This window comes from Streptomonospora mangrovi (assembly GCF_027604915.1).
In the GTDB taxonomy this organism is placed as follows: Bacteria; Actinomycetota; Actinomycetes; order Streptosporangiales; family Streptosporangiaceae; genus Streptomonospora; species Streptomonospora mangrovi.
On the sequence record NZ_JAJAQC010000074.1, the window covers coordinates 1 to 25,346 of the forward strand.

Annotated in this window: 18 protein-coding genes; 9 read left to right on the forward strand and 9 right to left on the reverse strand. The window is 74.5% G+C overall.

Annotated elements, in window-relative coordinates; genetic code table 11:
* Positions 1 to 62: 62 nt before the first annotated feature.
* Positions 63 to 2,294, reverse strand: a complete 2,232-nt coding sequence (locus LG943_RS25755) for a terpene synthase family protein (RefSeq protein ID WP_270074964.1) — start codon at positions 2,292 to 2,294, stop codon at positions 63 to 65.
* A gap of 620 nt (positions 2,295 to 2,914) precedes the next feature.
* On the opposite strand from LG943_RS25755, the gene LG943_RS25760 reads away from it, so the two are divergent.
* The 3 genes from LG943_RS25760 to LG943_RS25770 all read left to right on the forward strand — a co-directional run bounded on the left by LG943_RS25760 (position 2,915) and on the right by LG943_RS25770 (position 7,744).
* On the forward strand, positions 2,915 to 5,794 hold the full coding sequence (locus tag LG943_RS25760) for an ADP-ribosyltransferase (protein WP_270074965.1): 2,880 nt from the start codon (positions 2,915 to 2,917) through the stop codon (positions 5,792 to 5,794).
* Between the two features lie 30 nt (positions 5,795 to 5,824).
* Positions 5,825 to 6,676, forward strand: coding sequence for a hypothetical protein (locus tag LG943_RS25765; protein WP_270074966.1), 852 nt, complete (start codon positions 5,825 to 5,827; stop codon positions 6,674 to 6,676).
* Between the two features lie 189 nt (positions 6,677 to 6,865).
* Complete coding sequence (locus LG943_RS25770) at positions 6,866 to 7,744, forward strand: hypothetical protein (protein WP_270074967.1); 879 nt, start codon at positions 6,866 to 6,868, stop codon at positions 7,742 to 7,744.
* A 224-nt stretch (positions 7,745 to 7,968) separates the two neighbouring features.
* Here the strand turns inward: LG943_RS25770 and LG943_RS25775 are convergent, their stop codons facing one another.
* The 4 genes from LG943_RS25775 to eccCa all read right to left on the reverse strand — a co-directional run bounded on the left by LG943_RS25775 (position 7,969) and on the right by eccCa (position 13,961).
* Entirely contained in the window at positions 7,969 to 8,361 is a 393-nt protein-coding gene (locus LG943_RS25775) for a hypothetical protein (protein ID WP_270074968.1), read from the reverse strand.
* 61 nt (positions 8,362 to 8,422) lie between these two features.
* Positions 8,423 to 9,463, reverse strand: coding sequence for a DUF6177 family protein (locus LG943_RS25780; protein ID WP_270074969.1), 1,041 nt, complete (start codon positions 9,461 to 9,463; stop codon positions 8,423 to 8,425).
* 2 nt (positions 9,464 to 9,465) lie between these two features.
* Positions 9,466 to 9,960 (reverse strand): hypothetical protein, encoded by a 495-nt coding sequence (locus tag LG943_RS25785; protein WP_270074970.1) that lies wholly within the window; start codon positions 9,958 to 9,960, stop codon positions 9,466 to 9,468.
* The gene (gene eccCa / locus LG943_RS25790) at positions 9,957 to 13,961 is read right to left on the reverse strand and encodes a type VII secretion protein EccCa (RefSeq protein WP_270074971.1); all 4,005 of its coding nucleotides are present in this window, start codon (positions 13,959 to 13,961) and stop codon (positions 9,957 to 9,959) included. Before eccCa ends, LG943_RS25785 begins: the two co-directional genes overlap by 4 nt.
* A gap of 180 nt (positions 13,962 to 14,141) precedes the next feature.
* Between eccCa and LG943_RS25795 the strand changes: the two genes are divergently transcribed.
* Positions 14,142 to 15,014: a hypothetical protein gene (locus LG943_RS25795; protein WP_270074972.1), complete on the forward strand. Its 873-nt coding sequence runs from the start codon at positions 14,142 to 14,144 to the stop codon at positions 15,012 to 15,014.
* Between the two features lie 462 nt (positions 15,015 to 15,476).
* Complete coding sequence (locus tag LG943_RS25800) at positions 15,477 to 16,442, forward strand: serine hydrolase domain-containing protein (protein WP_408648656.1); 966 nt, start codon at positions 15,477 to 15,479, stop codon at positions 16,440 to 16,442.
* 50 nt (positions 16,443 to 16,492) lie between these two features.
* Here LG943_RS25800 and LG943_RS25805 read toward each other — a convergent pair whose 3' ends face one another.
* The gene (locus LG943_RS25805) at positions 16,493 to 17,236 is read right to left on the reverse strand and encodes a response regulator transcription factor (RefSeq protein WP_270074974.1); all 744 of its coding nucleotides are present in this window, start codon (positions 17,234 to 17,236) and stop codon (positions 16,493 to 16,495) included.
* A gap of 82 nt (positions 17,237 to 17,318) precedes the next feature.
* On the reverse strand, positions 17,319 to 18,722 hold the full coding sequence (locus LG943_RS25810) for a sensor histidine kinase (RefSeq protein WP_270074975.1): 1,404 nt from the start codon (positions 18,720 to 18,722) through the stop codon (positions 17,319 to 17,321).
* A gap of 131 nt (positions 18,723 to 18,853) precedes the next feature.
* On the opposite strand from LG943_RS25810, the gene LG943_RS25815 reads away from it, so the two are divergent.
* The 3 genes from LG943_RS25815 to LG943_RS25825 all read left to right on the forward strand — a co-directional run bounded on the left by LG943_RS25815 (position 18,854) and on the right by LG943_RS25825 (position 22,336).
* Positions 18,854 to 19,651, forward strand: a complete 798-nt coding sequence (locus LG943_RS25815; protein WP_270074976.1) for an ABC transporter ATP-binding protein — start codon at positions 18,854 to 18,856, stop codon at positions 19,649 to 19,651.
* Positions 19,648 to 21,549, forward strand: coding sequence for an ABC transporter permease (locus tag LG943_RS25820; RefSeq protein ID WP_270074977.1), 1,902 nt, complete (start codon positions 19,648 to 19,650; stop codon positions 21,547 to 21,549). Before LG943_RS25815 ends, LG943_RS25820 begins: the two co-directional genes overlap by 4 nt.
* A 220-nt stretch (positions 21,550 to 21,769) precedes the next feature.
* A complete protein-coding gene (locus tag LG943_RS25825; protein WP_270074978.1) occupies positions 21,770 to 22,336 on the forward strand; it encodes a hypothetical protein in 567 nt (188 codons plus the stop codon).
* A gap of 268 nt (positions 22,337 to 22,604) precedes the next feature.
* On the opposite strand, the gene otsB is transcribed toward LG943_RS25825, so the two are convergent.
* Together otsB and LG943_RS25835 are read right to left on the reverse strand one after the other, a co-directional pair.
* A complete protein-coding gene (gene otsB, locus LG943_RS25830; protein ID WP_270074979.1) occupies positions 22,605 to 23,438 on the reverse strand; it encodes a trehalose-phosphatase in 834 nt (277 codons plus the stop codon).
* A 102-nt stretch (positions 23,439 to 23,540) separates the two neighbouring features.
* Positions 23,541 to 23,879: a DUF3263 domain-containing protein gene (locus LG943_RS25835; RefSeq protein ID WP_408648655.1), complete on the reverse strand. Its 339-nt coding sequence runs from the start codon at positions 23,877 to 23,879 to the stop codon at positions 23,541 to 23,543.
* A gap of 301 nt (positions 23,880 to 24,180) precedes the next feature.
* Here LG943_RS25835 and LG943_RS25840 point away from each other — a divergent pair.
* A partial coding sequence (locus LG943_RS25840; protein WP_270074981.1) for a S8 family serine peptidase occupies positions 24,181 to 25,346 on the forward strand: 1,166 nt, incomplete at its 3' end.

Below are 25,346 nucleotides of genomic sequence, written 5' to 3' on the forward strand. Positions count from 1 at the left end.
GGGCGGCGCGCGAGGCGCCGCCCGGCCGCCGGGCCGTCTGCGCGGGCCGGGACCGCGCCGGGCTAGCGGGCGGCCGGCGCCAGGCGCGCCGCCGAGGTGCCCAGGCCGGTGGGCCGGCCCGAGAACCCGGCGGGCGCCCCGGGGCGGTGCTTGGCGCGCAGCCAGTCCTCGCGGTAGCGGGCGACCTCGTCGTGCCAGGCCAGGATGCCCGACATCCACTCCTTGAGGTGGTCGGCGTGGCCGCTGAGCACGCGCCGGGCGTGGTCGTCCAGCTCCCACTGGTCGAACAGGTCGGGCAGGCCGGTTTCCAGGATGTGCTCGAACTGCTCCACGCGCACCCGGATGAGGTCGACGACGATGTCGCGGGCGGTGTGGCGGTCGACGTCAAGGAAGTTCTCGATCACCAGCACCATGTTGTGGACCTCGCCCTCGAACTCGATCTCCTTCTGGTAGGAGTACAGGTCGTTGAGGTAGCAGGCGGCGTCCTGCGCGGCGGTCTCGAGTTCGCGCAACGTGCGGGTCTGGTAGATCCCCTCGGGGACCTCCTCGTGGTGCGCCAGCCGCGACAGGCTGATGGTCATGTCCGAGCCGAAGGTGCGGCGGCGCATTTCGAGGTAGTCGACCGGGTCGGGCACCCGGTTGGCGGCCTGGTTGCCCAGCTCCCACAGCCAGCTGGTGGTCATCTCCTCGACGGCGGTGCGGAACTGCCGCCGGGCGGCCGTGGGCATGGGTTCGGCGGTGCGCCGCCACAGGTCGGCCAGGCCGCGCTCGACGGCGTTCGCGGGTTCGGGGACCTCGCCCATGTCCAGCGGCATGAACGCGGGCAGGCGGTCGGTGAGCGCCTTGGCCGCGCCGAGGCTGCGGGTGGCGCCGAACACCCGGGGGTAGGCGTCGTCGCCGTAGGTGCCCCAGGTCAGCCACAGGGCGGCCAGGGTGACGCCGCCGAGGTCCCCGCCGGGGTGGATGCGGGCCGCGCAGAACGCGAGGTCCATGGCGGTGAACTCGTCGTCGTCCCACACGCCGTCCAGGCCGGCGGGCGGGGTGTCGGTGATCATGCCCATGGCCCGCGCCCACTCGCGGGAGGCGCGGCGCGCGGCGTCCTGGTGGGGGCTGAGGCGGACCTCGAAGGGGATGTACAGCTCGGGGAAGTCCAGGTGGCCCACTGGCGGGCACACCGGCTGGGAGTGCTGGCGGGCGCGGCGGCGCGCGCCGGGGCCGATGGAGGTGAACACCGGGCGGCCGGCCGAGGTGCCCAGGCCGGTGGGGCCGTGCAGGCCGCCGGAGCGGGTGGCGGCGCCCTGGTTCATGTACCGGCTGGAGCGGGCGTGCCACTCGTGGCCGCCGGCCTGCCAGTCCTGGAGGCCCTTGGTGTAGGCGGCGACATTGGCCTGGCCGGGCGGGGGCACCGCGTACTCGGCGAGCATGGCGGGGATCTCGACCAGGGCAGTGTCCTCGAACTGGAGCAGCCGGGAGGTGAGCAGGTCGTTGACCATCTCGGCGGCCTGCTGGGTGGAGCAGTCGAAGAACCGCTCGAACACCAGCACGGCGTTGGAGTTCTCGCCCTCCTCGCGGACTTCGCGCTGGTAGGAGAACAGGTCGTTGCGCAGGTGGACGGCGTCGGCGAAGGTGTCGGTGAGGACCTTGACGGGGCGGGTGGCGGCGACCTCGGCGGGGATCTCGGCGGCGGCGGCGACCTCGACCAGGTTGGCCGACCACGGGGCGCCGCCCACGCGGCGGCGCATCTGGATGTACTCGATGGGGTTGGCGATCCGGCGGCGCTGGATGTTGTCCAGCTCCCACATGGACTCGACCATGAGGAAGTGGGTGCTGGCGCGGAAGCGCGACCGCCAGTCGGCCGACATCAGCGGCACGGTGCGGCGCCAGAGGTCGTCGAGGCCGCGCTCGGCGGCGTTCAGCGGCTCAGGGGGGTCCTGGCCCTCGTCGGTCATGAAGAGTTCGAGCCGGTCGAGGTAGCGCTGGCCGCCCTTGAGGTCGCGGGAGTACTTGAACTCCTCCAGGAAGTCGTCGTCGAAGAAGAAGACCCAGACATACCAGTCGGTGATGAGGTCGAGCATGGGGCCGTCGCAGTCGGGATGGGTGTAGGCGCACATGAGCGCGTAGTCCATGGCCGCGAGCGCGGGTTCGTCCCAGACCAGGCCGCCTCTGGGTGAGGGGGTGTCGAGCATGCCCATGTCGCGCGCCCACGCCATGGTGTGCCGCCGGGCACGCTCGACGTTCGGATTGATGCGGGCGGGGTGCGACAGGTAGAAGTCGGGCAGGGTGAACGCGTCCATCCGCGTACCTACTCTCATCGACCGACTGAGGCGGTTGTACGCTCTGGATTCTATTGATCGCGTTCGGTGTCTATGGTGCGTTTGCCGAGGTGGTGTGGACGGCGGGCAGTTGGGAGCGCTCCCAAACCGGATCGCCGTGGCGGCCGGGCGTTACGCGCCGTCCGCCGGATCCGCCCGGCGGTGCCGGTTCGGCGGCCCGGGTGTGCGGCGCCGCGCGAACCGCTCGTTGGAACCGCTTACTGAAAAACGATTCACCATTCGTCTGAGGTCGAATTCCGGTAAGCGAAAAACGATCATGACCGCCGGATTCGGGGTGGCCCTTTCATTTCCGGTGATCTGACCGGAAACGGACAGAGGGCTGCGCCGGGCTGTTTCCTCGTGTTTTCCTGGACGGGTCTGCCATGATCTGCGGCGGCGTTCCGGCGCCGCACGCGATTTCACGGTGCCGGCGGCCGCCGTCTGGCCGGGAGCGGACAGCCCGGCGAACGAAGGAATGGAACCGCCGAGGCGGTCTCGCCCTCTCAGGAAAGAGACCGCACCCGTGCCCCAGGGTGTTGCAAGCGATGTCCGCGACAACGGGCGGTGGCGTTTTGAGCGATGGTCTGATCCGACCGGAGGACGTGCCGATTCCGCAGGTCAACCCGGAGGACCTGCGGCGGGCCGGCGATGCCCTGAAAGGGGACGGCACCGAGATCCAGAGTGCCGGCGAAGACATCAAATCCGCATGGAACGGCCTTAACGGCATTTATGCGGCACCCGAGCAGGACATCCTGCTCAACGCGCTGAACGAGGTGCCGACCAAGGGCGGCGAATTCAACACCGCCGTCGCGGTGGTGGGTGGTGCGCTGCTGACGTTCGCCGACCGCGCTGAGGAGATCAAGGGCCGTCTGGAGACTTTGAAGGCCGACGCCCAGGAGTTCCGCGACGAGATCGACGGCGACGACGACTGGCGTGAGGACGAGGACAAGGTCAACCGGCACAACGACCTGAACAACGACGTGCTGGCGGCCCTCAACGACTACATGGCGGCCGAGCGGGACTGCGCCAACGAGATCACCCGGCACTTCGGCGGGACCACGTTCGTGGCCACCGACCCCGGCGGCGAGACCGGCCTGGGGCCCAACCAGCAGGCGTACGGGTTCACCGAGGCACCCCGCGACATCGAGACGCCCTGGGCGACGCCGCAGCAGCATGACGCGCCCTGGTATGAGGACGTGTGGAACGGTGTGGCGGACTTCGGTGTGGGCATCGCCGAGGACCTGGGCGCGATGGTGGGTCTGTACGGCGAGGACGGCTGGGGTGTCAGTTCCTGGAGCGAGTGGGGCAGCAACCTCAAGGACAACTGGGGCGACACGCTGGCGGGCCTGGGCAGCCTGGTCGGCGTCTACGGCGAGAACGGCTGGGGCGTGGGGTCCTTCGGCGAGTGGTGGGGCAACTTCTCCAGCGGGTGGACGGAGTTCGCGCACGCCATCGTGCCCTGGCGGGAGTGGGGCGACCGGCCGGGCTATGTGATCACGCAGAGCGCGCTGAACATCGGCAGCATGTTCCTGGGCGGGGCGGGCGTCTTCAAGGCGCTGGCACGCGGCTCCCGCGCCGTCGGCGGCGGCGACAGCGGCAACGGCAACGGCAACGGCGACGAGGGCAACGGCGGCGACCAGGAGCCGGTGAACACCAACCAGTTGCAGCAGGTCGGCCAGGGGCAGGGCCAGCAGACCGCGCAGTCGCTCCAGGAGGCCCTCGACGGCCTCCAGATCGACCAGAACCAAATCGACGGGTTGCAGCAGGTCCTCGACGACGCCGACCAGGACCTCACCCGGGAGTCCACTCCGGTGGGCGGCGGCGACGGCCCCGGCGGCACGCAGCCGCTGACGTACCGCTACGAGCCCGTGGGCGGCGGTGACGGCGGCTCAGGGGGTTCGGGAGGCTCGGGCGGTTCCGGTGGCTCCGGAGGTGGCGGTACCGGCGGCGGTGGTGGCGGTGGCGGCACCGGCGGTGGAGGTGGCGGCACCGGCGGTGGAGGCACCGGCGGTGGAGGTGGCGGCACCGGCGGTAACGGCGGTGGAGGTGGCGGCACCGGCGGTGGCGGCACCGGCGGTGGAGGCGGCGGCACCGGCGGTAACGGCGGTAACGGCGGTGACGGCCAGCAAAGCGATGGTCAGCAGAGTGACGGCCAGCAAAGCGATGGTCAGCAGAGTGACGGCCAGCAGTCCGACGGGCAGCAGTCGAGCGGCCAGCAGAGTGACGGCCAGCAGTCCGATGGCCAGCAGTCGAGCGGCCAGCAGCAGTCCACCCCGACGGACCCCGTGGACCCGCCGAGCCGGACGACCGACGGTGACGGCGGCGGCGACCCCCTGGCCACCAACCCGGACGGCATCCGGCTGCCCGACCCGGTCGACTCCGACCCGGTGGACGCATCCGGCTCCGACCCCGCCGGGAACACCGACCCGAACGGCGGCTCCGATCCCGACGCCGAAAACACCGGGGACGGCGACAGCGACGCGGACGGCGACAGCGACCCCGCCGCCGACCCCGCCTCCGATCCCGGGTCCGGATCCGATCCGGCCTCCGACCCTGCCTCTGACCCCGACAGCGACCCCGACCCCGATCCCGCCCCCGCGCCCGACCCCCGGGACTCCTGGCCCGGCCGGGTGGACCCCGACGGCGTCCGGCGCTTCGACACCGACGCCGACGGCGAAGCGTACGGCGAGGACGTGTTGGGCGACAACTACCGCAACCTCCCGGAGACCCAGCGCTACGCCGCCTACGAGTACACGCGGCACTCGTGGCCGTTCAACCCGATCGCCCGGGACCCAGCCTCCATCACCCGCCACCTGAACTATTGGCAGAGCAAGACCGGCGGGGCCGGCGTGGAGCTGATCAACATGGTGGGCGGCAACCGCGCGGTCCGCCTCCTGGATGTCCTGGACGGGACCCGCCGGACCGACCTGAATCCGTACCAGCGCTGGCTCGTCAACGACATTCTGAACGACGCCGACCCGGCAAGCCGGCTGGACTACTGGATCGGGCGGTCAGGCCCGCGCGAGCGGATGATCCAGTCCTACGACGGGTTCCCGACCTCGGGCGACCTCCTCGACCGCATCGACACACTCGATGCGGCCATGGAGAACAGCCGGCTTCCCGAGCGCCTGGAAACGCTGCGCGGACTGCGCGACTTCAACCACCTGGACGGCTTCGACGCGGGCAACCCGGACGTCTTCGACGCCCTGCGCCAGTTGATCGGTGTGCGCCAAGTCGAGCGCGGCTACATGTCGACGTCGCTTGGCACCGAACCCGCGGTGATCGACGGAGATCCGTACCGCTACAAAATCCATTTCTCGCTTCCCGCGGGTATGCGGGCGCTGTGGATGGGGACGGAGAGCCACTTCCCGACTCAGCGGGAACTCATCCTGCCGCGGAACATGGAGTATATGATCACGAATGTCTCACGGAACCCGGACGGCAGTTACCGCATCGACGCGGAGGTCATCAACCCCACGTGAGCGTCGGTCGCGGGCGGAGAGAGGTGAGCGGTGAGCAGTGCCGGGCAGGATTCCGACCAGCCGACACCCCAGTGGCGGCCGCCTTCGGCCGCGCCGGGCGCGGCCGAACCGGGTACCGGCTCACGGGGGCCGGTGCGCTACCTTCCCGTGGAATTGGACGGGAAGCCGATCGGGTACGTTTACGTGGCGACCACGACGAGGAAGGCGTCGTTTATCCGCATTCTCTCGGCGCAAGACAACATCGCCGGTTTCGAGGCGGCCATCAAATGGTCGGAGCGGTTGGATCGCGCGAGCAGAAAACCGCGCCTGGAAGATGCGGTCGCGGAATGGATCGGCGTTGAGGCCGAGGGCGACGACAAGGCGGGGCGTATTCCCAAGGGCGCCCGGTTCGCCATCGCGGAGAGCGTGGAGGAGTTGACCCAGCTCGCCAACCCCGGGTACTCCAAACCGTCGCTGCCCCCGCCGCCGGGGCTGCTGCCCGACGGTGCGCCGATGGACGGGCCCGCCACCGCCGCGCCGCTGGACACCTGGCGGACCGACGATCCCGGCACCTACCGCATGGCCACCGACAAGCCGGTCCACTACCTGCCCGTGCGCGCGGCGGACGGCACCCTGCTGGGCCACGTCTGGGCGTCCCAGGCGGACGCGGACAACGCGGCCGGGTTCGCGCGCAACCCGCGTGCCGACGCGGCGGCGAGCCGCGCCGAGAGCGTGTGGCTGGAGCGGCTGAACGCCTATAAGCGCGAGGGCCTCGCCCCCCGGGAGGCGCTCCACCGGGTCCGCGGCTACCCGGCCGACCCCGTGGCCGGCGCCGTGCCTGAGGACGCGCGGGCCGAGGAGGCCGTTAGTTCAAAAGCGTTGGGCCTTCCCGGTCCCCGCTGAGGGCGGCGGTCGCCCGGGCGTTCCGCGGGCGCCCGGCGGCCCGATCGGGAAGGCCACCGTCTCCGCCTCATGGTCCGGACGGTCCGCACCAACGCAACGCCCACCGGTGACCCGGCGGCTCGGCCGGGTCACCCCACCCTGCGCGAGGCCCGGCCGGCCGGGTGGACCGGCTGCCGGTGAGGGGAGACCATGAACGGTGACATCGGCGGTCCCGCGGACTTTCACATGCCCTACGGCCTGCCGCCGGAGGGCGGCGCGGCGCGGGACGGGGGACGTTCCACGGCGACCTACGGCACGCGTGTGAGCGGCCCGGTGCGCTACCTGCCGGTGCTCCTCGGGGGTGAGGTGATCGGCTACCTGTACGCGAGTGTGCGCGGCAACGCCGCCTCCTACATCCGCCGCCTCGGAGCGCGGGCCACCCGCGAGGGCGCCGAGGGTGCGGTGGAGTGGGCGCGGCGGCTGCGTGCGGCCCATCGGGAAGGGCTGACCCCGCAGGAGGCCCTGGAGCGGTGGATCGGCGCGGAGGAGCATCCGCATGCCGGTGCCGTCCCGGTCGGCACCGGATTCGCCGAGGCCGAGAGTTACGAGGAGTTGATGCAGCGCGCCAACCCGGGGTACGTGGAGCCGGAGGTTCCGCAGGTGCCGATGTACGACAGCGAGGGCACCCCTTTGGACCGGGACCAGCCGGGAGGCTGGGGACCGATCGGGCCGCTACGCACGGAGGACCCCGAGGGATACCGAATGGTGTCACTGACCCCCGTGCTCTACTACCCCGTTCTCCGGGGCGGTGCCGGACTCGGATACGTGTGGGCGGCCGAGGCGGGAGACGCCGCCGGGTTCGCCCCTCGGGTCGAGGCGCGGGGCGCCGGCTACCGCGCGCGTACCGCATGGGTGGACCGGTTCAAGCTCGGCAAGCGCGAAGGCCGGACACCACTGGAGACCATCCGCTGGTGGAAGGGTGCCGCTGAGGACCCGGTCGCCGGGCGTGTCCCCTCCGAAGCCCAAGAGCAGAGGGCGGCCGATTCGAAAGCGTTGAACCTTCTCGCGCAAGACCAGACGCGGCCGTAGCCGGCGTGCGCGCCGGCCCCTTCCCTCTCCGCGTGAGGAGGGTGGATCCCGGTCCCTTTCGCCGCAGGCAGTGGTACGCGGCGGTGGACGGCACCGAGGCGAGGCCGGGGACCGGCGGCCGGGTGGGGGCCGCCCGTTTCGGAACCGGAGGGAGGCCGTGTCCTCCTCATCGTCCGGACGGCTCCCGCAGCCGAAGGCCGCCGGTGCCCCGTGGCCTTGGCGGCCTACCCCGCGGCGAGGCGGACGAAGCCGGTGAAGTGCGGAACCCGGTCGCCGGGGGTCGGGGTGCCTCCGGGGCGGGCGAGGGCCTCGGTGATGTCCGGGTCGGGGGTGCCGTAGACGTCGAAGCGCTCCACGGTGCAGTGCTCCATGACCGCCTTGATGTAGGGGTCGGAGAGCCGCCAGTGGGTGCGCACGGCGTCGCTGTCGGCGTAGAGCTGGAAGCTGTAGGCCAGCATGCGCTCCTCATCGACGTAGACGTTCACCATGAGCTGGGGTGCGTGCTCCTCCACGAAGGACACGGCGCGGTCGACGGCCTCCTTGAAGGCGTCGAGGTGGCCGTCGGCGATGCGCATCGTGTTGCGGAACAGCAGGGCTCCGTTGCCGTAAGTCGTCATGGCCCCAGGATGAGATATGAAGTTAGGTTGAGGTCAAGGGGTGGCGGCCTCGCCGCGCCGGTCAGGAGGGGCGGCCGCGCTCCGGGGGGCGCAGGTGCTCCATGAGGGCGTTGAATTGCCGCCAGGCTTGGGGATCAGTGCCGTCGCCGAGTGGGTACCACAGTGCTGGAGCGTGTGAGGGTCCCACGCGCTCGCCCGGTGAGGGGGCGCTGTCGGCGTGCGCGGTGCCGATCTCGGCGACCGTGTCCGGGCCGACCGCGACCCCCACCGGGACCGGCGGCCCCGACCACAGGGGCTCGTAGGTGAGGTCGGGGCGACCCGCGAGCCGCTGCACGGTCATGGTCTTGAGCACTCCGCGTTCGGCGAGTTCGCCGGCCACCCGGCCCAGCAGGTGCAGCGCGGGCTCCTCGTCGCGGCGGTAGCCCACGGTGAACACCACGGTCTCCTTGACGCCCTCGACCACGCGGGTGGTGCGGTGGGTGCCCAGGAAGCGGTGGGCGGCCACCGGCGGACCGGTGAACACCGTCCAGGTGGGCTGGGGGGAGCGCCGGCGGCCGAGCGCGGTGAGGGCGGCGGGGTCCCACGGGGTGAGCGCGGGTTCGCTGGTGCCCCAGCCGGCGGGGTCGGCCTCGGCGAAGACCTCGGCGAGGTACTCGACGGAGTCGCCCAGCAGGAGGTCCTCGCGCGGTTTCCGCAGCAGCCGGAGGTCGATCCAGAGTTGGCTGCCGGGGTCGGAGCAGGGGCGTCGGAAGGTGGGCGAGGGGCCGTCCTCGGGGCGGGCGCGCCGCACGACGAACCCCGACCGCTCGTCCCACACCAGCGGCACCCCGGAGAAGCCGTCGAAGTGGCCGCTGCCGTCGGGTTCCTCGACCACCCAGCGGGCGTTGGGGTTTTGCAGGACGGTGCGCAGGGGCAGGGTGACGCGGGCGTCGGCGGGGGTGAGCACCTGGAGCGAACGGTTGGTGGCGGCGCACATGGCCAGCGCGTCGGTGAGCCAGGACGACAGGGGCACGACCGGGCGGTCCTGGATGGCGACGGCGGCCTTGTCGGTCATGACGTCGACGGCTGGGTGCTGCTGGACGGCGGGGGGAGGAGCGGCCATGGTCACGTGTCCCGCCTTTCCTGCTGCTGGTCGTGGTTGCGCTGCTGATCCTGCTGCCGCTCGGGGTCGGGTGCGGGTGGCGGCGGGGGCGGGTCCTGGGGGCCGGGCGCGGGCAGGGGGTCCAGCGCGCCGGGCGGCGCGGGGCGGGGCGACCACACCAGGCCGCCCAGCCGCTGGACGAGCCCGCCGGCGAAGCGGTGGGCCAGCCCGGCGGGGCCGGGGTCGGCGCCGGCGGCGCGGGCCTCGACCCACCAGCAGGGGTCGGGCAGTTGCGCGGCGATGTCGGCGCCGAGCAGGCGCTCGACCTCGCCGGGCACCAGGACCTCCTGGGCGGCCTCGATGCTGAGCAGGGCGCGGCCGGAGTCGTCGCAGAGCTGGATCACGGCGCCGTCGCCGGCGCCGGCGACCTTGAGGTCGGGGTGGGCGTCGACCATGGAGTCGACCAGGGCCCGCAGGTCGGGGGCCTCGCGGACCAGAGCGACCACGTCGTAGGTCACCGGTTGTCTCCCTGGGGGTCGAGGATGGCTGTCTGCATCAGACGCGGGGACTGGCCCCGCCGGATCCATCGGCCGCGGCCGGGCGGCTGGGCGTTGGCGTAGACCTTCGGGAAGAGCTGACCCTCGCTGCGGTCGCCCGACATCAGCACGGCGCTGGTGCCGATCTCGCGCATGGCCAGCACCAGGGGGTCGAACAGGCCGCGGCCCGCGCCGGCGACGCGGCGGGCCACCACGAAGTGCAGGCCGATGTCGCGGCCGTTGGACACGAACGGCACGAACGGGGTCAGCGGTTTCTGCCCGGCGGTGGTGAGGACGTCGTAGTCGTCCACGAGGACGACGATGCGCGGGCCGGGGACGGTGCCGGAGTCGATGGCGTCGGGGTCGGCGTCGTCGGGCATGCGCTCCTCCAGCTCCTTGGCGACCCCGCCGGCCAGGCCGGCGCACACGCGGGCGTTGCTGGCGTAGCCGCCGAGGTAGGGCTCGGGGATGGCGTTGCGCAGGGTGCGGCGGGGGTCCATGACCGCGAAGACGACCTCCTTGGGGGAGTAGCGGGCCATGATGCCCTCGGCGACGAGCCGCAGCAGGTTGGTCTTGCCGCACTCGCCGTCGCCCAGCACCAGGAGGTTCTGGTCGCGGTCGAAGAGGTCGAGCAGCACGGGGTCGAGGGCGCGTTCGTCCACGCCCAGGGGGATCAGGGGTTCCTCGGCGGGGCCGGGCAGGGTGGCGGCGGGCAGCAGGTGCGGCAGCACCCGCACCGGCGGGGCGACGGGGCCCTTCCACGCGGTGGCCACGGCGCGCGCGGTCTTCTCGACGACCTCGCCGAGGTTCTCGGCGTCGGCGGTGGCGTCGATGCGGGGCAGGGCGACCTGGCCGAACAGCTTCTGGTCGGTGAGGGCGCGGCCGGGGGTCTCGGCGCCGATGGTCTGGGCGAGCTTGCGGTCGATGGAGGAGTCGGTGGGGTCGTTGAGGCGGAGTTCGATCTTCTGCCCGAAGTTGGACTGCATGGCGATGCGGACGTCGTTCCACCGCAGCATGGCGGCCACCACGTGGATGCCGAACCCGCCGCCGCGCTGGAGGAGGTCGTTGACGATGTCGTTGATCTCCTCGAAGTCGGTGCGGATGGCGCCGAAGCCGTCGACGCACAGCACGACGTCGGCGCTGGGGAGTTCGGGGACCTCGCCGCGGGCGTGCATGCGGCGCAACTGCTGGACGGAGTCGATGCCGCGGTTGCGGAAGACCTCCTGGCGGTGGTCGAGCATGCCGCGCAGTTCCTCGGCGGTGCGGCGGACGCGTTCGGTGTCGGTGCGGGCGGCGACCCCGCCGACGTGGGGGAGGTCGGCGACCGCCTGGAGGCCGCCGCCGACGAGGTCGAGGGCGTAGCAGGCGACCTGGGCCGGAGTGTGGGTGAGCGCCAGCGACATCAGCAGGGTGCGCAGCAGCGTGGTCTTGCCGGTCTGGGGGCCGCCGATGACGGCGACGTGCCCGCCGGAGGCGGTGAGGTCGATGCTCCACAGCCCCTGCCACTGCTTGGCGGCGTCGTCGAGGACGCCGACGGGCACCCGCATGGGGCCGGGGGCGTCGGGCAGCCGCAGGCCGAGGTCGCCCATCTGGGCGGGGCCGGTGACGAGGTCGAGGGTGGTGGCCTCGGGCAGCGGCGGCAGCCAGACGCTGCGGGTGCGCTGCCCGGCGCGGGCGAGCTGGCCGACCATGACGTCGAGCAGGGTGGGCCCCACGGTGCGGTCGGGCAGGGCGGGTTCGTCGTCGGGCGCGGGTTCGGTGGCCGGGCCGGCGGCCTGGGCGCCGTTGAAGGCGGGGTAGGCGTAGACGGGCGGGGGGCCGTCGTCGGCGGCGGCTTCGTCGGCGGCGACGGGGCCGCGGTAGGCGCCGGAGACGTAGCCGGCCTTGAACCGCTGGTAGACGCTGGTGTCGACCTTGAGGTAGCCGAACCCGGGCAGCGCGGGCAGGTGGAAGGCGTCGGGGCTGTCGAGGACGGTGCGGCTCTCCTCCTCGGAGAAGGTGCGCAGGCCCAGCCGGTAGGACAGGTAGGTGTCGAGGCCGCGGAGCTTGCCGCTCTCGATGCGCTGGCTGGACAGCAGCAGGTGCACGCCGATGCTGCGCCCGATGCGGCCGATCGACAGGAACAACTGGATGAAGTCGGGGCGGGCGGTGAGGAGTTCGCCGAACTCGTCGATGATGACCAGCAGGTGCGGCAGCGGCGGCAGGCTGGGGTCGTGGGCGCGCCGGTAGTGGTAGTCGGCGATGTTGGCGACGTTTCCGGCGTCGCGCAGGACCTGCTGGCGGCGCTGGACCTCGCCGGAGAGGCTGGCGTAGGCGCGTTCGATGAGGGCGGCGTCGTCCTCGAGGTTGGTGATGACGCCGGCTACGTGCGGCATGTCCTCGAACGGCGCGAAGGTGGCGCCGCCCTTGTAGTCGACCAGGACCATGCTGACGCGTTCGGGCGGGTGGGTGGCGGCCAGCGCGATGACCAGGGTGCGCAGCATCTCGCTCTTGCCCGAGCCGGTGGCGCCCACGCACAGGCCGTGGGGGCCCATGCCAAGCTGCGCGGACTCCTTGAGGTCGATGATGACGGGCTGGCCGAGGTCGTCCACGCCCACGGGCACCCGCAGGAACGACCGCTCGCTGCGCGGCGCCCACAGCCGGGCGACGTCCATGTCGCCGGGGTCGCCCACGCCCAGCATGGTGGGGAAGTCGACGCTGCCGCCCTCGGCGGCGGTCTCCTCGACGGATTCGCGGCTGAGGCGCAGCGGCGCGAGCATGCGCGCCAGGCCGGTGAGGGTGCCGGGGGTGACGTTGTCGACGGTGCCGGTGGTGGTGGCGCCGTGGGGGTCGGCGCTGCGGAGGTCCTCGACGCGGACGCGGTCGCCGTCGACGGTGATGCGCACGCTGACGTCGCCGGGTTCGTCGACCTGCCGGGCCGCGAGGTGGATGACGGTGGCGCCGAGGTTGGCGGGGGGCACGGCGTCGTCGGGGCGGGCGAGTTCGGTGGCCACGGCGCCGTAGGTGTCGTGCACCACCACCAGGCGGCGCATGAGCTGGTAGGTCTCGCGCTTGCCCATGCCGCGCCGGACCTCGGCGGCGAAGTCGGTGCGGCTGCGGAGTTCGTCGGAGAGCAGGGCGCCGAGCTTGGCGGGGGTGGCCGCGATGAGGCGGGTGGGCGCGCCGCCGTCGCGGCGCTGCGGGTCCAGCGCCTGGGGCAGCCACTTGAGCCAGTCCCAGTCGTCGGCGGCCGAGGCGGGGTGGGCCACGGCCAGGGCGGTGTCCTCGGGCGCGTGGAAGGCGCACAGTTGGGCGACCAGGGCGCGCATGAGGCGCATGACGTCGGCGCGGTCGCCGATGACGCTGACGTTGCCGACCATGTCCAGGGGCACGGTCAGCGGCATCTCGGGCACGGTGGCGAACCGGCGGATGGCGGCCTGGGCCTCCGACAGCATGAAGGGGTCGGTGGGGGTGAGCGCGGAGCCGCGTTCGCCCAGCACCAGCGGCTGGCCGGGCACGGCGCCGGTGCCGATGCGCACCCGCAGGAAGTCGGGGTCGCGGCGGCGGCGCTCCCACAGCCGGGTGGGGTCGCGGACGATGTCGTAGAGCGCCTCGGGCGGGGGGTCGAGGAGCTGGGCGCGGGCGCGGGCGTCGCGTTCGCGCGAGCTGAGGTCCTCGCGCAGCTCCTCCAGGTACTCCAGGTACAGCTCGCGCTGGTTGCGGCGCTGGCGGGCGGCCTGCCCCCGGCGCGACAGCAGCATGCCCAGCGCCGCGAACAGCGCCACCACCAGCACCAGGGCGCCCAGCGCCATGAAGGCGGGGTTGCGCAGGACCATCATGATGGTGAGCGAGCCCATCATGGCCACCATGGGCAGGATGGTCATGAGCTGGTTGCCCTGGGCGTTGCCGTCGGGCAGCGTGGGAGGGGCCTCGACGTCGTAGGGGTCCCGCTGGGGCGGCGGGTGGACCGTGCGGGCCGGCCGGTGGACTACGCGGGTGGTCACCCGGCTCTCCTCTCGGGGGAAGCGAGCGAATCAGAGGCTGGTGCGGTTGGGCACTCCCTTACCGTAATCGGGCACTTCCACGAACGGTCAACGCGTTGTACCGCTTGTGGACAACCGCGCGCGGCGGGGATCCCCGTGCGGATCCGTATCGGTGCGCGCCGCGTCTGAGGGGAGGGGCCGGTGGGCGCCAACGAGCTGGAGATCGCCGGCGAGGTCCACGCGCTGGTCGACGGCCTGCTGCCGGTGGCCCTGCCGCACGCCTCCTTCGACCGCGCGGCCTCCCGCGTGGTGCTGCCCGTCGGCCGCATCACGCTGCGGGCCTCCACCTGGGACCTGCTGGAGCGCTGCGCCGCCGCGCCGCGCGAGCGCTGGCCGGGACTGGTCGACACCTGGCTGCGCGAGACCGCCGACCTCGCCGCCATGGCCGTGGCCGAGATCGAGCTGCTGGGCGACGTCCGGCGGCTGCTGCGGGTGCGGGTGGTGCCCGCCATGGACGGGGAGCGGCGCCGCGAGCTGGTGTGGCACCCGGTGGGCCCGCACTTCGACGCCGTGGTGATGGTCGACCACCCCACCTACGGCGCGCCGCTGTCGTGGCACCGCGCCCGGCTGCTGCAACTGGGCAAGCTGGGCCGTGCGGTGCGCAACACCCTGGAGCACGAGCTGTCCGACGTGGTGGTCTACGACCGCCCGCTGCGCTCGGGCAGCGACGTCCGGGTGGTCACCAAGCCGGGCAGCGGGTACGTCACCCTGCTGCTCACCGAGCTGCGGCGCTACGTCCCGCCGGCGCTGCCCTGCGGCGCGCTGGTGGGCGCGCCCCGCTACGACACCCTGCTGGTGCACCCGGTGACCTCGCGGGCGTCGGTGGAGGCGCTGCCGGCCCTGGCCGCCGAGGTCGCGGCCCTGCACGAGTCGGCCGACGACCCGTGCAGCCCCGAGGTGTTCTGGTGGCGCGGCGGCGCACCCCGGGCGCTGGACCCCGGCCGGGGGCGCCGCGAGCTGAGGCGGGCGCTGAAGGGGCTGGGCATGTGGCGGCCGCCCCGCCGGCGCGGCTGAGCGGGGCCGTGCGAGGGGCCGGCGGGAGCGCTCGGCGGGTCCGGTGGGGCCGGTGCGGCGCGTGCGCGCCGAGGCGGCCGGTGCGCCCGGGGGCGGCGGGCCGTGGCCGGTTGTGGCCGCGCCCGCGCGGCGGCCGCAACACACCGAGGGATGCCAAGGGATATCGGACCGCAGGGCCGCACGAATCTCGGTCGCCGCAATCCGCGGCGCAATCCCTCGACCGCCGCGCGCGGTTCGGGTGCCCGGATGCGGAGCACTGTCCTTTTCGCGGGTGTGCGGGGCGATCCACCCGGGTTTCGGTCACCGGCTTGACCCAACATTGAACCGGTGCCGCGGGCGCCCGGGTGACGACGCGATCCCCACGGGGTATCCGCCGATGGGAACGACGCCGGAGGAGGGCACGTGCTGGACGGTGACTGGCTCGCGGAGACCGGGTCCGAGATCCGCGGTGTCCTGAAGGTGATGGTCGACGCCGGGTGGATCCCCGGCGGCACCGCCGTGGTGGGGACGGGCAGCATGTGGGAGTTCGTCGCCGTGGGGGGCACCCACGCCGGCGACGCCGAGCACCTGGCGGCCCCCGACGTGCACTACGACGTGGCCAGCCTGACCAAGGTCATGGCCACCTGGCCGCTGGTGGGCCGGGCGGTCGCCGAGGGCCTGATGGACCTCGACGCCCCGCTGGCCGAGCACTTCCCCGGCGGCCCCTACCCCGGCGGCCGGGTCACCGTCCGCCAGATCCTCACCCACACCTCGCGGCTCAACCCGGTGACGTGGCTGGAGCGCTACGTCGGCACCGAGCAGGACCTCGCCGAGGCCATCCTGTCCGAGCCGCTGGACGACGAGGGCTACCGCTACATCGACCGCGGGTTCATCCTGCTGGGCCTGCTGCTGGAGCGGCTGTTCGGCGCACCGCTGGACCGGTTGGCGGGCGAGCTGTGGTCGGTGGCGGGGATGTCCTCGACCACCTACGGCCCGCTGCCGCGCTCGCCGATGGTGGCGCCCACCGAGCGCCGCATCCCCGGCACCGCGCCGACGTGGGGCGTGGTGCACGACGAGTCCGCCGCGCTGATGGGCGGGGTCGCCGGCCACGCCGGCGTGTTCACCACGGCCATCGACCTGGGCGTGTTCGCCCGCGACCTGCTGCGGGTGCACGGCGAGACGCGCGGGGCCTCCGGCAGCTTCGCGCACTACCTGCGGCAGAGCTGGCAGCCGCAGGTGTCGGTGGACGACCGGTTCGCGCGGGGGCTGGCCTGGCTGGTCACCGGCGACGGGCTGGTCTACCACCACGGCTACACCGGGGTCAGCCTGTTCCTCCAGCCCGAGACCGGCCGCTACGTCGGGCTGCTCACCAACGCGGTGCACTACGGCCGCCGCCGCACCGGGCTGTTCGACCTGCGCGCGGCCGTGCGCACCGCCTTCACCGGCTGAAGGGCGGGCGGCGCCGGGTCCGCGCGGGCAGCCGGGCGCCGGGCGCCGGATCAGCGCTCGGCGGTGGCCCGCAGGTAGGTCAGCACCGCCATCACCCGCCGGTGCACGTCGTCGTCGGCGGGCGGCAGGTCCAGCTTGGCCAGGATGCCGCTGATGTGCTTGCCCACCGCCGCCTCGCTGACGAACAGGGACCGGGCGATGGCGCCGTTGGACCGGCCCTCGGCCATGTGGGCCAGCACCTCGCGCTCGCGCTCCGACAGCCGCGACAGGGGGTCGCGCCCGCGCCGCAGCAACTGCCGCACGACCTCGGGGTCCACCACGGTGCCGCCCGCCACCACCTGCCGCAGCGACGCCGCGAACTCCGCCACGTCGGCCACGCGCTCCTTGAGCAGGTAGCCCACGCCCCGGCCGCCGTGGGAGTCCAGCAGGTCGAAGGCGTAGCTCTGCTCCACGTACTGGCTGAGCGCGGCCACCGCCAGGCGGGGGCGGGAGCGGCGCAGCGCGACGGCGGCGCGCAGGCCCTCGTCGGTGAAGTCGGGCGGCATGCGGATGTCGGTGACCACGAGGTCGGGCTCGTGCTCGGCCACGGCCGCCTTCAGCTCCTCGGCGTCGCCCACGGCGGCCGCGACCGTGAAGCCGAAGCGCGCCAGGAGCCCGGAGAGCCCTTCCCGCAGCAGGACGCCGTCCTCGGCCAGGACCGTGCGCACCGGGGGAGGGGGCGGGGCGGGGTGGGGATCGGCGTGAGGGGACGGCGGCCGGTGGTCCGGCGTCGGGTCGTACTCGGGTGCGGCCATGGCCGTCCCTTCGTGCGTCGCGGCGGGCGGGGTCGGGGGGCGGAGGCGGGGGCGTGAGGCGGTCGGGGCGGGAAGAGCGGGCTCAGGCCGGGAGCCGGCACGGGAGTTCGACGCGCAGGAGGGTCGGGCCGCCGGGCGGGCTGGACACCAGCATTCTGCCGTCCATCACCGCCACCCGGTCGGCCAGCCCGGTGAGCCCGGTGCCGGCACCGGGGTCGGCACCCCCGGCGCCGTCGTCGCGGACCTCCACCACCAGGCGCCCGCCCGCGCAGCGCGCGGTGACCAGCGCCGCCTCGGCCCCGCTGTGCTTGGCGACGTTGGCCAGCGCCTCCGACACCACGAAGTAGGCGGTGCCCTCGATGTGCGGCGGGCAGCGCCCCGCCAGGTCGGTGCGCACCCGCACCGGCACCGTGCAGCGGTCGGCCAGCTCGGGCAGCGCCGCCGACAGCCCCCGGTCGGTGAGCACCTGGGGGTGGATGCCGCGGATCAGTTCCCGCAGTTCGGCGATGACCTCCTTGGCGCTCTCGTGCGCCGAGGCGACCTGGCGCGCCGCGGGCGAGTCCGGCGGCAGGTCCAGCCGCGCCAGTCCCAGCTCCATGGTCAGCGCCACCAGCCGCTGCTGGGCGCCGTCGTGCAGGTCGCGCTCGATGCGGCGCCGCTCGGCCTCGAAGGCGTCGACCAGCCGCGCACGCGAGCGGGTGACCTCGGTCAGCTCGGCGCGCAGCGCCTCGCCGGGGGCGCGCAGCAGCGCCCGCGCCAGCGCGGCGTGGGCGCCCGCGAGCAGGGCGTGCAGGTAGAGCGCCGCCGCCGTCAGCGGCACGCCCGCCAGCGCGGCAGCCCAGCTCTCCCGCGGCTCGGTGAGCACCAGCGGCCCCAGCGTGACGGCCTCCTCCTCCGCCCCGGTGAGCAGCGGGGTGGCCAGCACCACCGCGCCCAGGACCAGCGCGAACCAGGCCAGCAGGGCGGCCGCCGGCAGGAGGGTCGCGGCCAGCACCAGGTAGCCGAACCCCCGCCAGGTGGCGGCCTCGGTGAAGCGCAGCCGCAGCCACGGCCACAGGCCGGGGGTGTCGGGCACGCGGTGCGGGGAGCGCAGCGGGCGGTCGTCGGCCACGCGCAGCCGCAGGCGCTCCAGCGACGCGCACGGCAGGCTGATCAGCGGCCCCAGGACCCCCGCCAGCAGGGCGCCCCCGGTCGCCATCGCCACCAGGGCCGCCGCCGACACCGGGCGGTCCGGATCGGGCTCGGAGAGCTGGGAGAACAGCACCACCAGCGGCAGGGAGACCAGCAGCAGCGTGAACGCGTAGGCGCCGCCGGCGAGCGGGGTCAGGGTGTTGTGCGCCAGCGCCCGCCACGGCCACGGGCCGAGGAGGAAGCGCGGGGAGCGCACGGCCTCCAGCGGGGTGCGCGCGGGGGCGGCGGCGTTCGCGGGGGCGGGGGGCGGCGCGGGAGCCGGCCGGGCGGCCGCGCCCGCCTCGGGAGCAGACACGGTCCAACGGTACGCAGCGGCCGGCGCCCAGGCCAGGAGCCTGGGCCCACGGTCCGGGTAGGGCGGGCCCTACCGCGGCTCTCGGCCGTCCACCAGTGCCCGCGCGCACCGCGCGCTGCTGGAATCGGCCCATGATTCAGACCAACGCCGTGCAGTTGCACGCGCTCACACGGGCCTACGGCATGCGGGACAGCCGCGTGGTGGCCCTCGACGAGGTGACCGTGGGATTCGAGGCGGGCTCCTTCACCGCCGTGATGGGGCCGTCCGGCTCGGGCAAGTCAACGCTGCTGCACTGCGCGGCCGGCCTGGACCGCCCTACCTCGGGGCGGGCGGTGGTCGCCGGAACCGAGCTGACCGGCCTGTCGGAGAAGCGGCTGACCCGGCTGCGCCGCGACCGGATCGGGTTCGTCTTCCAGGCGTTCAACCTGGTCTCGGCGTTGAGCGCGGAGCAGAACGTGGCGCTGCCGCTGCGCCTGGCCGGGCGCCGCCCCGACCGGGCCGCCGTGCGCGCGGTGCTGGGCGAGGTGGGGCTGGGGGGGCGCGAGCGGCACCGCCCCGCCGAGCTGTCGGGCGGCCAGCAGCAGCGGGTGGCGATCGCCCGGGCGCTGGTCACGCGCCCCCAGGTGCTGTTCGCCGACGAGCCCACGGGCGCCCTGGACAGCGGGTCGTCGCGGACGGTGCTGGAGTTGCTGCGCGCCTTCGCGGGCGGCGGCGGTCCGGGCGGCGGACCGGGGCGCGGGGCGGCCGAGGGCGGCGGGCCGCCGCGCACCATTGTCATGGTCACCCACGACCCCGTCGCGGCCTCCTACGCCGACCGCGTGCTGTTCCTGTCCGACGGGCGGATCGCCGACTCCCTCGCGGCGCCCACCGCCCACGAGGTGGCGGCCCGGCTGGCCGCGCTGGAGACCGGACCGGCGGTGGCCCGGTGATCGCGGTCGCCCTGCGCGCCCTGCGCGAGCGCTGGGTGGCGTTCGCGGGAACGTTCGTCATCATCGCCGTCGGCGTCACCCAGGTCGCGGCCCTGGGCCTGACCATGGCGGCCACCGGGCGCGATCCCGCGTTCGACGGCGTGCTCGACATCCTCGCCATGACCATGGTGGTCACCACGTTCGTGTCGGTGTTCGTCATCGCCTCGACCTTCGCGTACTCCATCGCCCAGCGGCAGCGGGAGTTCGCGCTGCTGCGCACGCTGGGCAGCGGGCCCCGGCGGATCGCGGCGGCGGTGTACGGCGAGGCGCTGCTGGTGGCCGTGTCGGCGGGCGCGGTGGGCTGCGCGCTCGCCCAGCCCGCGGCCACGGCGCTGCTGGCCCTGCTGCACGGCATCGGCATGGTGCCCGAGGCGCCGCCCGTGCGCTACGAGACCGAGGCGCTCGTGCCGGCGCTGGGCACCGGGGTGGCTGTGGCGCTGGCCGGGGTGTGGGGCCCGGCGCGGCGGATCCGCCGCATCAAGCCCATCGCGGCGCTGCGGGAGGCGTCGGTGGACGCCCGCGCCATGACCCTCGGCCGATGGGTACTGGGGCTGGGGTGTGCGGCCCTGAGCGCGTTCGCGGGTTATGCGCTGCTGGAGGCCAGCGGCGACGGCGTGGCCCCGCTGACGATGGGCCTGGGCATGAGCGCCATCGTGGCCATGGGGTTCCTCAGCCCGGTGGTGATCCCGCCGCTGGCGGCGGCGCTGACCTGGCCGCTGCGCGGCCTGCCCGGGGCGGGCGCCATGGTGGTGCGGGCCGGGATGTCCGCCGCCGTGCGGCGCACGGCGGCGCTGTGCGCGCCGGTGCTGCTGACGGTGGGGCTGTTCGGGATCGCCATCGGCCTGGTGTCGGTGGTCAACGGGGTGGCGGCGCGGGCCATGGCCGAGTGGACCTCGGCGGAGTACACCGTGACCGCGACCGGGGGCGGCGGCCTGTCGCGGGAGCAGGTGGCGCGGCTGCGGGCGCTGCCGGGGGCGCGCACGGCGGTGGTCCGCGAGGCCGAGGTCGGCCTGGGCGGCGTGGCGCACGTGGTGCGGGTGGTCGACCCCGAGGACGCGGCGGCGGCGATCGACCCGCCCGCCGACGAGGGGGACTTCACCGCGCTGGGCGCCGGAGGTGTCGCCGTGGACGCCGCGACGGCCCGGGACAACGGGTGGCGCGCCGGGGACGAGGTCGTGCTGCGGCTGCCCGACGGCGCGCGTGTCCGCGCGCGGGTGGCGGCCGTGCTGGCCGAGGGGCCGTACACGCCGGTGACCTACGTGTCCGCGCCGCTGCTGGCGGGGCACGGGACGGCACCGGCGCCCTACGCCTACGTCGGCGCCGACGGCCCGGCCGAGGCCGCCGGCGCGGCGGGCGGCGACCTGGGGGAGCGGCTGGAGGCGGCGGTCGACACCGACACCGCGCGCGTGGACCCGGTGGGCGCGATCGAGCCCGGCCGCGAGGAGAACAACCGCATGGTGCTGCTGATCGGGGCGGTGCTGCTGGGGATGGCGCTGTTCTGCTCGTGCGTGGCCATCGCGAACACGCTGGTGATGTCCACCGCCGACCGCGTCCGCGACTTCGCGGCGCTGCGCCTGGCCGGAGCCGACCGCGCGCAGGTCCTCCGGCTCGTGGCGGCCGAGGCGGTCGCGGTGGTCGGTATCGGCGCCTTCCTGGGCACGGCGGTCACGGCGGTGACCCTGGCGCCGCTGGCCACGGCCCTGGGCGAGGGGCTGTCCGGGGTCGCGCTGTCGATGCCGTGGTGGCAACTGGCGGTCATGACGGGGGTGTGCGCGGTCATCGCCGTGGCGGCGGCGGTGGCCCCGGCGGCCGTCGCCACCCGCACGAGCCCGGTCCAGGCGCTGGGCGCGCGGGAGTAGGCGGACCGGGGGCGGGGGTCGGCGGCGGGCGGGCGGAGCCGGCCTTCGCCGGTTCCCCCGGCCGTCGTCTGCGCGCCCGGCGGCCGTTCTCGCGACCTGACCTCGTTTCCGCGCCCGGCCGCCGTTCTCGCGGCCGGACGGCGTTCCCGGTACCTCGCTACGATGGCGCGGACCACGACGGCCGGCGGATGCGGAACGCCGAAACGCGCGAGGAGTGCGGATGCAGCCGAATGCACAGCAGCCCGGGGCGCCGGCGCACGGGCGGCCGCCGGCGGCGGGCGGACCCGCCCCCTGGGGCGGCGGGCCGAGCCCGCAGGCGGCGCGGCCGAAGCGCAGGGCGAACACCGCGGCGGCGGTGGCCGCCGGCGCCCTGGCGCTGATCACCTCCGGCTTCCTCTTCCTGTTCGCGGTCGTCAACGTCGTCATCGCCGACGTGCCCTCCACCGGCCCCGGGGCCGCCGTGGTGGCGACGAACATCGCCGCCGGCGTCGGCGCCGCCGTGGTCCTGCTGGTCCCGGCGGGGTTCACGGTCGCCCGCAGGATCGCCGGCGCGTGGACGCTGTGCGGGCTGTGCCTGCTCTACGTCGTCGCGAACGTCGCGCTGGCGCCGGTCCTGTGGGGCACGCCCGTCCTCGACCAGCTCGTGTTCCTCTTCGGCTTCCGCGGGATCGACGACGCCGCCATCGGGCTGGCGTCCATCTGCTGCCTCCTGACGGCGGTCGCCGCGGCGGTCGCCGGAAGTGTGACGTCGCTCGTGCCGACCGCCGCGGGCCCGCGGCGCCGGTGACCGCCGCGCGGCCCGGTGCGCCGGGCCGCCCCTGAGCGCCGCCGGCGGCGGCGCGGCGTCCATTACCACCCCGGTGATCCGCGTACGGTCGCGCCGACCGCACACCAGGCTCATCCGCCGCCTCCGGCGCCCGCGTCACGGGGTGAGGTGTTCGTCTCCCTCGCCGGCGCGCGCCCGGCCGGGCCACCCGCCGCCCCGTTTTCCCGCCGCCGGGCAGCAGCCCACCCCGCCGGGCCGGCGCACCGGCCCTCCGCGAAGCGGGCGGCGGTCAGCCCGCCGCCGCCGTGATCTCCTCGCGCAGGGCGGTGAGCAGGCCGGCGACCCCGGGCGGGCCGTCGACCACCAGGTCGGCGCGTTCGGCCAGGGTGGCGACCTCGTCGGAGCCGCTGCACACCGTGATGCCGGGGGTGCCCTCGGCGGCGAGGCGGTCGACGGCGTCGAAGGCCGGGAGGTCGCCGAGGTCGTCGCCGGCGTAGAGGACGGCGGTGTGCTCGCCCCGGTGGTCGGCGACGGTGAGGTTGAGCGCCGCGCCCTTGTCCATGCCGTCGGGGCGCAGTTCGATGACCCTGCGGCCGGGTTCGACGGTGAGCCCGGCGCGCTGCGCCAGCGCCGCCAGGGGCACCCTCAGGGCGTCGAGGGCGGAGTCGGGGTCGGGGGCGCGGCGGGTGTGGACCGCCAGGGAGCGCCCCTTGTCCTCGATGGCGACGCCCTCGGGCGCCTGCGCCTTGCGCAGCAGGCCGGGCAGCTCCTCGCGGACCAGCGCCACCCCGGGCGGGGTGCCCGGCGCGGTGACGCGGCCGTCCTCCCAGCGCTCCAGGCCGTAGTGGCCCAGGACCAGGATGTTCTCGACGGAGTCGAGGGCGCCGTACTCCACGGCGACCTCGGCCGGGCGCCCGGTGATGATCACCAGGCGCCCGACCAGAGGGGCGAGCCGCTGGAGTTCGGCGGTGACGCCCGGATAGGCGCGGGCGTCGCGGGGGTCGGAGACGATCGGTGCGAGGGTGCCGTCGAAGTCGAAGGACAGCACCGCCTCGGCGGGATACCGCACGATCCGCTCCAGCGCGGTCGCGCCCTTGGCGGAACGTGGTTCGGGCAGAGGCATGGGCGGTCGTCTCGCTCCCGTGTCGGGGTGATCGCGATTGCGGGCGGAAGTGATATGCCCTCAGATGGTGCCGCGGAACACTCCGGGTGCGCCTGGGGTCCGCTAGAGCTGGATACCCAGTTGGCGGGCGGTGCGCTGGCGGCGGCGGTTGGCGCGCAGGCGGCGCAGCCGCTTGACGGTCATGGGGTCGTAGGCCAGCGCTTCCGGCCGGTCCACGAGCCCGTTGAGAAGCTGGTAGTAGCGGGTCGGCGAGAAGCCGAACTCGGTGCGGATGGCCTGCTCCTTGGAGCCTTCGAGCTTCCACCATTGGCGCTCGAACGCCAGGATGCGCTGTTCACGGTCTGCTAGGTCGGATGCTTCGGTCACGGGCGGATCGTCCACCGAAACCACGGACGTTTCTGGATCGACGTGCCCGGGATCGAATGGCCCTGGATCTGACATTGGGCGCCTCCTCGTCCGGATTGGCGCGACTCATGGTAGCGACTCGTCCCGAACGCTGAGGAGGCGATCAGCCATCATCCACCCCGGCGGTTAGAGTTTGCTTTCCCCCGGTGGGGTCACCCGCGTCGCAGGGGCACCGGGCGTGCCGTGCGGCTCCTGGGCCGCTCGGCGCGCGGGCGCGTGGAACAATGGCGCCGTCCGTGCCGGTCGCGCCCCCGGCGGTGGCCGCCGCGCCCGCCGCCCGCGCGCCCGGACGCACGCAGACGCCGAGCCGGCCAGCTCAGTCACGGGGGAAGTCACCATGCGCAGTATCCCGCCCGCCGTCCGCGCCGCCGCCGCGGCCTGCGCGGCGCTGCTGCCGGTGCTGGCGGGTGCCGCGCCGGCCGCCGCCGACGGTGCGGAACTGCGCCCCGAGCAGTGGGGCATGGACCAGATCGGCGCCCCGGCCGCCGCCGAGGCCAACGACGGCGGCGGGATCCTCGTGGCCGTCCTGGACGACGGCGTCGACGGCACCCACCCCGACCTCGCCGACGCGGTCCGGCAGGGCACCGACTTCGCCGAGACCGCGGGCGAGCCCGGCGACGCGCAGTACGGCGCATCGGGCACCGCCCTGGCCGGGGTGATCGCCGGGCGCGGCCACGGCCGGGAGTTCACCGGCGGTGTGGTGGGCGTGGCCCCCGGCGCCGACCTGCTGTCGGTGCCGGTGGTGGCCGAGGGCGGCGGCGCCGAGCGCCTGGCCGAGGCCGTGCGCTACGCGGCGGGCGAGGGTGCCCAGGTCATCACGCTGCCCGCCGGCGCCGCCACCGCCGAGCCCGACGAGGCGGTGCAGGCGGCGGTGACCTACGCCGCCGACGGCGGCGCGCTGGTGGTCGCGCCCGCCGGCGAGGGGGACTCCGCCTACCCCGGCGGCTACCGCGACGTGCTGTCGGTGGGCGCCGTGGACCGGAGCCTGGCCCTGGCGGCGGGCTCCCCGGCCGCCGAGGGCGTGGCGCTGGCCGCGCCCGGCGCCGACATCACCGCGCTGGAGCCCGGCGGCGGCTACACCACCGCCGAGGGCACCGGGGTGGCCACCGGGTTCGTCGCCGGCACCGCCGCGCTGGTGCGCGCCGAGTACCCGCAACTGCGCCCCGCCGAGGTGGCCGAGGCCCTGACCGGGAGCGCGGCGGCGCCCCCGGGCGGCGCGGGCGCGCCGGGCTACGGGGCCGGCGTGGTGGACGCGCGGGCGGCGCTGGAGCAGGCGGGCTCCTCGGCCGAGGGCGTGCCGCTCTACGACGAGGAGTTGGCCGACACCGCCGAGGCCGACACCGGTGTCAACTGGCCGCTGTGGGCGGCGGTCGCCGCCGCGGCGGTGCTGCTGGTCGCCGCGGGCGTGGTGCTGGTGCGCCGCGCCACCGCCAACCCCTACGGCTTCCCCGAGCGCGCCAAGCGGTCCACGCGCGGCGAGCGGACCCGCCGGGGCGGCCCGCG

What these genes read in the sequence shown, in the direction of transcription:
- LG943_RS25755 (WP_270074964.1), bottom strand. Translation starts at nt 2,294, where the DNA reads ATGGACGCGTTCACCCTGCCCGACTTCTACCTGTCGCACCCCGCCCGC.
- LG943_RS25770 (WP_270074967.1), top strand. Translation starts at nt 6,866, where the DNA reads ATGAACGGTGACATCGGCGGTCCCGCGGACTTTCACATGCCCTACGGC.
- LG943_RS25775 (WP_270074968.1), bottom strand. Translation starts at nt 8,361, where the DNA reads ATGACGACTTACGGCAACGGAGCCCTGCTGTTCCGCAACACGATGCGC.
- LG943_RS25780 (WP_270074969.1), bottom strand. Translation starts at nt 9,463, where the DNA reads ATGGCCGCTCCTCCCCCCGCCGTCCAGCAGCACCCAGCCGTCGACGTC.
- LG943_RS25800 (WP_408648656.1), top strand. Translation starts at nt 15,477, where the DNA reads ATGGTCGACGCCGGGTGGATCCCCGGCGGCACCGCCGTGGTGGGGACG.
- LG943_RS25805 (WP_270074974.1), bottom strand. Translation starts at nt 17,236, where the DNA reads ATGGCCGCACCCGAGTACGACCCGACGCCGGACCACCGGCCGCCGTCC.
- LG943_RS25815 (WP_270074976.1), top strand. Translation starts at nt 18,854, where the DNA reads ATGATTCAGACCAACGCCGTGCAGTTGCACGCGCTCACACGGGCCTAC.
- LG943_RS25825 (WP_270074978.1), top strand. Translation starts at nt 21,770, where the DNA reads ATGCAGCCGAATGCACAGCAGCCCGGGGCGCCGGCGCACGGGCGGCCG.
- otsB (WP_270074979.1), bottom strand. Translation starts at nt 23,438, where the DNA reads ATGCCTCTGCCCGAACCACGTTCCGCCAAGGGCGCGACCGCGCTGGAG.
- LG943_RS25835 (WP_408648655.1), bottom strand. Translation starts at nt 23,879, where the DNA reads ATGTCAGATCCAGGGCCATTCGATCCCGGGCACGTCGATCCAGAAACG.